Annotated in this window: 1 pseudogene; it reads left to right on the forward strand. The window is 63.4% G+C overall.

Features of this window, described 5'->3' with window-relative positions:
• Positions 1-1,749 (forward strand): annotated as a pseudogene (locus WS49_RS33280) (hypothetical protein); the annotation flags it as partial.

A 1,749-nucleotide genomic window follows, 5' to 3' on the forward strand; every position in this document is an offset into this window, starting at 1 on the left:
CAACTCGTTGTCGACGGGCCTCAGCTCGACTGATAGCACGGTGGCCTCGCTGTCGACGTCGACGTCGACGACGGCCAACTCGTTGTCGACGGGCTTGAGCACGACCAATAGCACGGTGACGTCGCTGTCGACATCCACGTCGAGCGGTCTCTCGTCGGCGACCAGCTCGATCAGCTCGCTGTCCACGGGCCTCAGCTCGACCGACAGCACGGTGGCCTCGCTGTCGACCTCGACGTCGACGGGTCTGTCGTCGGCGACCAGCTCGATCAGCTCGCTGTCCACGTCGACCTCGACCGGTATCAACTCGTTGTCGACGGGCCTGAGCACGACAAACAGCAACGTAACATCTCTGTCGACAGTCGTCTCGGCGACGCGCACTCATTACTACAGCGTCAACGACAACGGTGTCCAGCAGGGCAACTACAGCAATGACGGTGCGACGGGAATCAACTCGCTGGCAGCTGGAGTCAATGCGACGGCAAGTGGCAACGCTGCCACTGCGGTGGGTAATGCGGCGAACGCCGCGGGGATTCAGAGTGTAGCAATCGGCAATAACTCGACTGCGGCCGCAGCCTCGACTGTCGCACTTGGTGACAGCAACACGGTATTGGCAGCAGCCGGTGCCGGCTCGATTGCCGGCGGCCACAATTCGTCGGTCGTGTCCGGTACGGGTGCGATCGCGTTGGGCGAGAGTCAAACGGCTAATGGTGACGGCGCTGTAGCGATTGGTGATCCGAACACGGCGACCGGCAACGGTGCGGTTGCGCTGGGCGCGAACAACACGGCAACGGGCAATGGCGCGTTGGCGATCGGCAATACGAACGTCGCACAAGGTCCCGGGTCGATTGCGCTGGGTCAGAACTCGGTGGCTGGTACGGCCGGGGCGACGACGGGAAGCGTGGCAATTGGTAACGGCGCGATCGCGACAGCCAGCCCGGGCGACGTGGCACTGGGCAGTGGCTCGGTGACGGCTGCACCGAATCCGACCGCGACAGGAACCGTGGGCGGTGTGACATACAGCTACGCCGGCACCAATCCGAGCAGCGTGGTGAGCGTTGGCGCGGCGGGCGCGGAGCGTCAAATCACGAACGTGGCAGCCGGCCAGGTGAGCGCAACGAGCACTGACGCGATCAATGGATCTCAGCTGTTCGCGACCAATCTTGCCGTCGATAGCCTGTCAACGACGTTGTCGGGAACAACGAGCAGCATTACTTCGCTGTCGACGGGGCTGAGCACGACGAACAGCAATGTGGCGTCGCTGTCGACGTCCACGTCGAGCGGTCTGTCGTCGGCAACCAGCTCGATCAGCTCGCTGTCCACGTCGACTTCGACGGGTATCAACTCGTTGTCGACGGGCCTCAGCTCGACCAACAGTTCGGTGGCCTCGCTCTCGACCTCCACGTCGACGGGCCTCTCGTCGGCCACCAGCTCGATCAGCTCGCTGTCCACGTCGACCTCGACGGGTATCAACTCGTTGTCGACGGGCTTGAGCTCGACCGATAGTACGGTGGCTTCGCTGTCGACTTCGACGTCGACTGGCTTGTCGTCGGCGACCAGCTCGATCAGCTCGTTGTCCACGTCGACCTCGACGGGTATCAACTCGTTGTCGACGGGCTTGAGCTCGACCGACAGCACGGTGGCTTCGCTCTCGACTTCGACGTCGACCGGCCTGTCGTCGGCGACCAGTTCGATCAACTCGCTGTCGACGGGCCTCAGCTCGACCGATAGCTCGGTCGCTTCGCTGTCGAC

This window comes from Burkholderia sp. RF7-non_BP4 (assembly GCF_001521935.1).
In the GTDB taxonomy this organism is placed as follows: domain Bacteria; phylum Pseudomonadota; class Gammaproteobacteria; order Burkholderiales; family Burkholderiaceae; genus Burkholderia; species Burkholderia diffusa.